General features: G+C 63.4%; 4 protein-coding genes. 2 read left to right on the plus strand and 2 right to left on the minus strand.

The window, feature by feature from the left end; translation table 11 throughout:
- Positions 1-54 precede the first annotated feature (54 nt).
- Positions 55-2,430, minus strand: coding sequence for a phosphoenolpyruvate synthase (ppsA, locus tag QSV36_RS04465; RefSeq protein WP_289130206.1), 2,376 nt, complete (start codon positions 2,428-2,430; stop codon positions 55-57).
- Between the two features lie 177 nt (positions 2,431-2,607).
- On the opposite strand from ppsA, the gene ppsR reads away from it, so the two are divergent.
- Positions 2,608-3,426: a posphoenolpyruvate synthetase regulatory kinase/phosphorylase PpsR gene (gene ppsR, locus QSV36_RS04470; RefSeq protein ID WP_225776982.1), complete on the plus strand. Its 819-nt coding sequence runs from the start codon at positions 2,608-2,610 to the stop codon at positions 3,424-3,426.
- 163 nt (positions 3,427-3,589) lie between these two features.
- Here ppsR and QSV36_RS04475 read toward each other — a convergent pair whose 3' ends face one another.
- Entirely contained in the window at positions 3,590-8,455 is a 4,866-nt protein-coding gene (locus tag QSV36_RS04475; protein WP_289130210.1) for an NAD-glutamate dehydrogenase, read from the minus strand.
- 274 nt (positions 8,456-8,729) lie between these two features.
- Here QSV36_RS04475 and QSV36_RS04480 point away from each other — a divergent pair, with 274 nt between their 5' ends.
- A complete protein-coding gene (locus QSV36_RS04480; RefSeq protein ID WP_289130212.1) occupies positions 8,730-9,083 on the plus strand; it encodes a hypothetical protein in 354 nt (117 codons plus the stop codon).
- Positions 9,084-9,230 lie beyond the last annotated feature (147 nt).

The raw sequence follows: 9,230 nt of genomic DNA on the forward strand, positions 1-9,230 counted from the left end.
GCCCTGGAAAAACCAGGCGGGGGTACGCCAGACGTCCCCCCGCGTTCTACTGCGTCAGGCCTCGCCCTGCCCCTCGGCCAGGTAGAACCAGGTTTCGAGTACCGAATCCGGGTTCAGCGACACGCTGTCGATGCCCTGCTCCATCAGCCACTTGGCCAGGTCCGGGTGGTCCGACGGGCCCTGGCCGCAGATGCCGATGTACTTGCCGGCCTTGTTGCAGGCGGCAATGGCGTTGGCCAGCAGCTTCTTCACCGCAGGATTTCGCTCGTCGAACAGGTGGGCGATGATGCCCGAGTCGCGGTCCAGGCCCAGGGTCAGCTGGGTCAGGTCATTGGAACCGATGGAGAAGCCGTCGAAGTATTCGAGGAATTCTTCGGCGAGGATGGCGTTGGACGGCAGTTCGCACATCATGATCACGCGCAGGCCGTTGTCGCCACGGGCCAGGCCGTTTTCGGCGAGCAGGTCGACAACCTGGCTGGCTTCGCCCAGGGTGCGCACGAACGGCACCATGATCTCGACATTGGTCAGGCCCATCTCGTTGCGCACACGCTTCAGCGCACGGCATTCCAGTTCGAAGCAGTCACGGAACGACTCGCTGATGTAGCGCGAGGCACCGCGGAAGCCCAGCATCGGGTTCTCTTCTTCCGGCTCGTACAGCTTGCCGCCGATCAGGTTGGCGTACTCGTTGGACTTGAAGTCCGACAGGCGCACGATGACCTTTTTCGGGTAGAAGGCCGCGGCCAGGGTGCTGATGCCCTCGACCAGCTTCTCGACATAGAAGCCGACCGGGTCGTTGTAGCCGGCGATGCGCTTGTCGACGCTGTCTTTCAGGTCGGCAGGCAGGCCGGCATAGTTCAGCAGCGCCTTGGGGTGCACGCCGATCATGCGGTTGATGATGAACTCCAGGCGCGCCAGGCCTACGCCAGCATTCGGCAGTTGAGCGAAGTCGAAGGCGCGGTCCGGGTTGCCGACGTTCATCATGATCTTGAACGGCAGGTCGGGCATGGCATCGACCGAATTCTGCTTGACGTCGAAGCCCAGCTCGCCCTCGAAGATGAAGCCGGTATCGCCTTCGGCGCAGGATACGGTGACGCCCTGGCCGTCCTTCAGCACCTGGGTGGCGTTGCCGCAACCGACCACGGCCGGGATGCCCAGCTCACGGGCGATGATTGCCGCGTGGCAGGTGCGCCCGCCACGGTTGGTGACGATGGCGCTGGCGCGCTTCATGACCGGTTCCCAGTCCGGGTCGGTCATGTCGGACACCAGCACGTCGCCCGGCTGGACCTTGTCCATTTCCGAGACGTCGTGGATCACCCGGACCTTGCCGGCGCCGATGCGCTGGCCGATGGCGCGGCCTTCGACCAGGACGGTGCCCTTTTCCTTCAGCAGGTAGCGTTCCATGACATTGGCGCTGGAACGGCTCTTCACGGTCTCGGGGCGGGCCTGGACGATGTACAGCTTGCCGTCGTCACCGTCCTTGGCCCACTCGATGTCCATCGGCCGCTGGTAGTGCTGCTCGATGATCATGGCCTGCTTGGCCAGCTCGCTGACTTCGGCATCGGTCAGGCAGAAGCGCGCGCGTTCGGCACGGTCCACTTCCACGGTCTTGACCGAACGGCCGGCCTTGGCTTCGTCGCCATAGACCATCTTGATCGCCTTGCTGCCCAGGTTGCGGCGCAGGATCGCCGGGCGGCCGGCCTGCAAGGTGCTCTTGTGCACATAGAACTCGTCAGGGTTGACCGCACCCTGCACCACGGTTTCGCCGAGGCCATAGGCGCCGGTGATGAACACCACGTCACGGAAGCCCGACTCGGTGTCGAGGGTGAACATGACGCCGGCGGTGCCGGTTTCCGAGCGGACCATGCGCTGCACGCCGGCCGACAGGGCGACCAGCTTGTGGTCGAAGCCCTGGTGCACGCGGTAGGCGATGGCGCGGTCGTTGAACAGCGAGGCGAACACTTCCTTGGCCGCGCGGATCACGTTGTCCACACCACGGATGTTGAGGAAGGTTTCCTGCTGGCCGGCGAACGAGGCGTCCGGGAGGTCTTCGGCAGTAGCCGAGGAGCGCACGGCAACGGCCATGTTGTCGTTACCGGCGGCCATTTCGGCGAAGGCCGCGCGGATCTCGCTGTCAAGGCGCGGCGGGAAGTCGGCTTCCATGACCCACTGGCGAATCTGTGCGCCGGTCTTGGTCAGGGCGTTGATATCATCCACGTCCAGTGCGTCGAGCGCCGCATGGATACGGTCGTTGAGACCACTCTGTTCGAGAAAATCGCGGTACGCCTGCGCCGTAGTGGCAAAGCCGCCCGGCACCGATACACCAGCACCTGCGAGGTTGCTGATCATCTCGCCCAGGGATGCGTTCTTGCCCCCCACATGCTCCACATCATGGACGCCGAGCTTATCGAGGGAAACTACGTACTCTACCAAGGTGATCTCTCCACTAACTGTGTTGGAAAAGCTCAAGGGCGCCCGCCTGCCTTCATTGACTTGGCCGGACGCTTGTGGCCTGTACATGGAAAATAAGTGAGAATGCCGACAGCCGCATTCGGCAAACCGAACTTATCATATCCAAGAAACGTCATCAGCTTAAGGCCCAGATCGCAAATGAAACGAACCGCGTTCTTCATCTCCGACGGCACCGGCATTACTGCGGAAACCCTGGGCCAGAGTCTGCTCGCTCAATTCGAGAGCATTCCTTTCAATAAATTCACTCGTCCCTACATCGATTCGCCGGACAAGGCACGCACCATGGTCCAGCAGATCAATGCCGCCGCCGAGCGCGACGGTGTGCGCCCGATCATCTTCGACACCATCGTCAATCAGGACATCCGGGAAATCCTGGCGACCTCGAACGGCTTCATGATCGACATCTTTTCTTCGTTTTTATCCCCGCTCGAACAGGAATTGACTGCCCATTCGTCGTATTCCGTCGGTAAATCGCACTCGATTGGCGGCAATTCCAACTACATGGAGCGTATCGAGGCGGTCAACTTCGCCCTCGACAACGACGATGGCGCGCGCACCCATTACTACGACAAGGCCGACCTGATCCTGGTAGGCGTGTCGCGCTGCGGCAAGACCCCGACCTGCCTGTACATGGCCATGCAGTTCGGCATCCGTGCCGCCAACTACCCGCTGACCGAAGACGACATGGAGCGCCTGCAGTTGCCGGCCGTGTTGAAAAAGCACCACAACAAGCTGTTCGGCCTGACCATCGACCCCGACCGCCTCACCGCCATCCGCCACGAGCGCAAACCCAACAGCCGCTATTCGAGCTTTGCCCAGTGCGAATTCGAAGTGCGCGAGGTGGAGAGCCTGTTCCGTCGGGAGAACATTCCACATATCAACTCCACGCATTTTTCGGTGGAAGAGATTTCGGCCAAGATCCTGGTGGAGAAAGGCGTGGAGCGCAGGTTCAAGTAAGCCTGTACCGGCCTCTTCGCGGATAAACCCGCTCCCACAGGGGCCTCACTACACTCAAGTATTGTGATATCCCCGTGGGCGCGGGTTCACCCGCGAAAGGGCCAGCACAGGAATAAAAAAAGCCCCGGCATCACTGCCGGGGCTTTTCACTTCAGCTCATGGCTCAGGACGGCACCACCGTCGCCTGCCCGCTCATGGCCAGGTCGACCAGCTCGCGGTTGGCCACCGCGTACATCGCATAGTCGGTAGCGGTGGCGTTACGCAGGTCGTCGAGCATGGCGCGCCAGCGCTCCACCATCACCCGGTGCTGCTCGGCCCACAGCGCCACGCGGGCGTCCATGTCTTCCGGCCCGTCGGCCATCTGCAGTACCGAGATGGTGATCGCCCGCTGCTGCAGGTCGATATCGTCGCGGAAGGCTTCGCGGGCCAGGGCCTGCCAGTTGTTCTCCACCGGCAGGTTGCTGATCTCCTGCAGGTACCAGGTCAGGTCCAGCGCGCTGCCCACGGCGAAGAACGCCTTGGCCACCTGCGCCGGGTCATGTCCGGTGACGTCAGCCGCCTCGATGATCGGCAGCAGGGTGTACAGATGGCTGGTACCGGCCACCATGCGCGCCAGCAGCTCCGGCACCCCGGCCTCGACGAAGCCTTGGTAACGTACCATCCAGCGCTCGCGGGTCGGCCCTTCGAGCAACTCGTCGAGCTTGAGCCCCAGCTGCGCGATCTTCGGCCCGAAGTGCGCGGCGTCGCGCCCGGCGTCCTGCTCGTTGCGGCGGCTGCGCAGGAACCAGCGGGTAGCCCGGCGGCCCAGGCGCATCAGCTCGTCCATCAGGGTCAGCTGGACTTCCGCCGGCACCTGGTAGTCGAGCGCCTCGATCTGGCGGAACCAGTGCGGCAGGTGGAAGATGTCGCGCACGATCACATAGGCCCCGGCCACGTTCGCCGGGCTCATGCCGGTCGACTCCTTCAGGCGCTGGACGAAGGTGATGCCCATGTTGTTGACCAGGTCGTTGGCGATCTGGGTGCTGACGATCTCGCGCTTCAGGCGGTGGCGGCGCATGGCCTCGGCGAACTTGCTGACCAGCGACGGCGGGAAGGCGGTTTCCATGTCGCGGGTCAGGTAGTCGTCGTCCGGCACCAGCGACTTGAGCAGCTGCTCCTTGAGGTCGATCTTGCTGTACGAAATCAACACCGACAGCTCGGCGCGGGTCAGGCCCTGGCCAGTGGCCAGACGTTCGGCCAGTTGCTCTTCGGACGGCAGGAACTCGATGGCACGGTCCAGCTTGCCACGCGCTTCCAGGTCGGCCATCAGGCGCTTGTATTCGGCAATCCGCTCGCGGGCGCGGCGGGCTGCCAGCGACAATGCCTGGGTCTGCTTGTAGTTGTTGCCCAGCACCAGGCCGGCCACTTCGTCGGTCATGCTGCCCAGCAGCTGGTTGCGCTGCTTCTCGGTCATGTCGCCACCCTGCACCACTTCATTGAGCAGGATCTTGATGTTGACCTCGTGGTCGGAGCAGTCCACGCCGCCGGCGTTGTCGATGAAGTCGGTGTTGGTGGCACCGCCGTTGAGGCCGAACTCGACCCGGCCAAGCTGGGTCATGCCCAGGTTGCCGCCCTCGCCCACCACCTTGCAGCGCAGTTCGTTGCCGTTGACCCGCAGTGCATCGTTGGCCTTGTCGCCGACATCGGCGTGGCTTTCGGTGCTGGCCTTGACGTAGGTACCGATGCCACCGTTCCACAGCAGGTCCACCGGGGCCTTGAGCAGCGCGTTGAGCAGCTCGGTCGGGGTCAGGCGGTCGGCTTCGATGGCGAAGCGCTCTTTCATCTGCGGGCTGATGGCGATGCTCTTGGCACTGCGCGGGAAGATCCCGCCGCCTTCGGACATGATGCTGGTGTCGTAGTCGGTCCAGGCCGAACGCGGCAGGTCGAACAGGCGCTTGCGCTCGGCAAAGCTGGAGGCCGGCTCCGGGTTCGGGTCGATGAAGATGTGCAGGTGGTTGAAGGCAGCCACCAGTTGCAGCTTGTCGGACATCAGCAGGCCGTTGCCGAACACGTCGCCGGCCATGTCACCAATGCCGATCACGGTGATCGGGTCTTCCTGCACATTGATGCCGCGCTCGCGGAAGTGGCGCTGCACGCCGACCCAGGCACCGCGTGCGGTAATGCCCATCTTCTTGTGGTCGTAACCGGCCGAACCGCCCGAGGCGAAGGCGTCACCCAGCCAGAAGCCGTAGTCGATGGCAATGCCGTTGGCGATGTCGGAGAAGGTCGCGGTGCCCTTGTCGGCCGCCACCACCAGGTACGGGTCGTCATCATCATGGCGCACCACGTTGGCCGGCGGCACCACGCCACCGTCCTTGAGGTTGTCGGTGATGTCGAGCAGGCCGGAAATGAAGATGCGGTAGCACGCCACGCCTTCGGCCGCGATCTCGTCGCGGCTGCCGCCCAGCGGCAGGCGGCGCGGCAGGAAGCCGCCCTTGGCACCGACCGGCACGATCACCGAGTTCTTCACCTGCTGGGCTTTCACCAGGCCCAGCACCTCGGTGCGGAAGTCTTCCTCGCGGTCGGACCAGCGCAGGCCGCCGCGAGCCACGTTGCCGAAGCGCAGGTGCACGCCCTCGACCCGTGGCGAGTAGACGAAGATCTCGAACTTGGGCACCGGCTTGGGCAGCTCGGGGATCAGCTTGGGGTTGAACTTGAAGCTGAAGTACGACTTGTTCTGGCCGTTGGCATCCGGCTGGTAGAAGTTGGTGCGCAGGGTGGCCTTGATCAGGTCCAGGTAGCGGCGCAGGATGCGGTCTTCATTGAGCACCTGCACCTCGTCCAGCGCGGCCAGGATGGCCTGCTCCAGGCGTTGCTGCTTGTCATCCAGGTCTTCCTGGGTGAGCTTGCGCGCCAGGTAGAAGCGGGTCTTGAACAACCGGGTCAGCTCGCGGGCGATGTCGGTGTGGTTGTTCAGGGTGCTGGCGATATAGCCCAGGTCGAAGCCCAGGCGGATCTGCTTCAGGTAGCGGGCGTAGGCGCGCAGCAGCGCCACGTCACGCCAGGGCAGGCCGGCGGTCAGTACCAGGCGGTTGAAGGCGTCGTTCTCGGCATCGCCACGGACGATATGGATGAAGGCGTCCTGGAGGATGTCGTTGAGCTGCTGGATATCCAGGCTCAAGCCTTCGCTGTAGGTGAAGGCGAAGTCGTGGATCCAGTACTCGCGGCCGCTGGCATGGCGCAGCCGGTACGGGAACTCGCCGAGCACGCGCAGGCCGAGGTTTTCCAGGATTGGCAGCACATCGGACAGCGCCAGCGGCGTATCGGCGTGGTACAGCTTGCAATGCAGGATGCGCTCGCCGACCTGGGTCAGCGGCTGGTAGAAGCTCATCGCCAGCGGCTTGCTTTCCGACAGGTTCAGCACGTGCTGCAGGTCGACCACCGCCGAGTGCGCGGCGAACCGCTCACGGTAGCCAGCCGGGAAGCCCTTGGGGAAATCGGCGAGGATGTTGGTGCCCTGGGCTTCACCGAAGTTCTCGATCACCAGCGCGGAGTAGTCGTCGTGCCAGGAGCGGCAGGCCTGGATCACTTCGCGTTCCAGCTGCTGCGGGTCGATGTCGATGCGGTTCTTCGGGTCTACCCGCAGGATCAGCTGCACGCGCGCCAGCACCGACTCGGAGAAGAAGGTCCAGAACTCGCAGTCGCTGGCCTTCAGGCGCTCCATCAGGACCTGCTGGATCTTCTGCCGCACTTCGGTGGAGTAGATCTCCCGCGGCACGTAGGCCAGGCAGTAGCAGAAGCGGCCGTACGGGTCCTTGCGCAGGAACACACGGATCTTGTTGCGTTCCTGGATCTGCACGATCGACATGACGGTGCTGAACAGCTCATCGATCGGCGTCTGGAACAGGTCGTCGCGCGGCAGCACTTCCAGCACCTGAGCCAGTTCCTTGCCCAGGTGGGCCTTGGGGTCGAAGCCCGAGCGGCGCTCGACTTCGTTGACCTTGACCCGGATATACGGAATGGCATGCACGCTTTCGCCATACACCGACGAGGTGTACAGGCCCATGAAGCGGTGCTCCTTGATGACCTTGCCATCGGCGTCCAGCTGGCGGATCGACACGTAGTCCGGGTAAGCCGGGCGGTGTACGCGGCTGGGCAGCGCGGCCTTGGCGAACGACAGCAGCAACGGCTCGTTGAGGTAGGCCACGGCGTAGTCTTCGATGCGCAGCTCGTCGCTGGTCAGGCCCACGCGCAAGCGGCGTGGCAGGCCGAGGAACGACTGCTCGTCGTAGACCATCTGGCCGCCATCGGCGTTGCCCTGGACGGTAAATTCTTCATAGCCGAGGAAGGTGAAGTGATTGTCCAGCAGCCACTCGAGGAATGCCTTGACCTCGCCCTTCTCGTGCTGCGCCGGGGCAAAGGCGGTCTGCTCCACCTGTGCCAGCACTTCGCGCAGCTTGGCCTTCATCGGTTCGAAGTCGGCCACCACCACGCGCACCTCGGCCAGCACCTGCTCGATCTCGCGGGCCAGCACCGTCAGCTCGGCGGCATTGGCGCAACGGTCGATCTCCAGGTACATCAGCGACTCATGGCGCACGCCCTCGCCCTGGGTACCCTTGGGCAGCAGTTCGAGCAATTCGCCCTTGGCGCCACGGCGCACGCTGAGCACGGTGGTCTGCAGGGTGTGGATGCTGTAGCCACGGCGGTTGAGTTCGGTACGCACCGAGTCGACCAGGAACGGCAGGTCGTGGTGCAGCACCTCGACCACCGAGTGGGTCGACTGCCAGCCATTGCGTTCGTAATCGGGGTTGTACACCCGCACCTGCGGGTACTCGGGGTCGAAACGTTCGATGATGCGCCAGGCTGAAAGGGTGCAGCCGGCCAGGTCGGAAAGCCTGCGCTGGGTGAGTTCGTCCAGAGAGATGATGCCGAAGAACTGCTCGGCGAACAGCGCCACTTGTGGCAGGGACTGTTCGCTGATGTGCTGCGCCAGGGCCGCTTGCAGTTGATGCTGGAAGTCGGCTTTGCTGGCTGCGGTGAAGAACGCCATCTGTGGTACTCCGCTTGGGCTTTGTAATAGTTGAAGCGTCGCTGCGTGCGCCATGTACGGATCAACGATAGCCAACCCGTGGCAAGGCGAACGGTAAAACCAGGCGTTGAACGTGCGCAGGCACGCCCAGGGCTCGCCGAAGCTTACCGACTGATCGGTCATTCAGGCTTGCAGCGCTGCGACAATTTCGGTCAAGGGCCGGTAACTTTACGTTTATGCCTGGCGACAAGACTGTCAGAATTCCTTTCCGTTTCCTTTGATCCGAGCCTTGTCCATGCAAATCAATACTGCCCTGCTGTTCGCCACCCCTTGCGATGACGAGGAAGACAACATGGCGACCCTGTGCTGCCACAGCGACAAGGGCCAGATGTTCCTGCTGACCCGCTACCCGGACGAAGACACCGTCGACCTGACCCTGGACGACGAACCGTCGACGCTGGATGGGTTGAAAGTGACCTTGAGCGCCAAGCGCCTGCTGATCGAAGTGGCGGCCGGCGACCGCGATGCGCTGAAGGGGGATGAAACGCTGGAGATCAACCTGACCAGCGAGCTGAGCGACATGTTTGAGGTGAAGCAGACCCTGGAGAACATCCTCGCCGGCACCGGCACCTTCGTCTGCGAGCTGTAGGCCCCAAACCAGGCGTGCTCTGTGTGTGTAGGAGCGGCCCATCGCGACACAAGGCCGCTCCTTGTATGTTGTGTCTGGCCTGGCGAGAGAGGTTATGCTCGTTCGGCTGAAGAAGCACTTCCGGGGAGGCCGACCGCTCCTGAAGGC

Source organism: Pseudomonas sp. BCRC 81390, assembly GCF_030341915.1.
Taxonomy (GTDB): Bacteria; Pseudomonadota; Gammaproteobacteria; order Pseudomonadales; family Pseudomonadaceae; genus Aquipseudomonas.

What these genes read in the sequence shown, in the direction of transcription:
- QSV36_RS04475 (WP_289130210.1), bottom strand. Translation starts at nt 8,455, where the DNA reads ATGGCGTTCTTCACCGCAGCCAGCAAAGCCGACTTCCAGCATCAACTG.
- QSV36_RS04480 (WP_289130212.1), top strand. Translation starts at nt 8,730, where the DNA reads ATGCAAATCAATACTGCCCTGCTGTTCGCCACCCCTTGCGATGACGAG.
- ppsR (WP_225776982.1), top strand. Translation starts at nt 2,608, where the DNA reads ATGAAACGAACCGCGTTCTTCATCTCCGACGGCACCGGCATTACTGCG.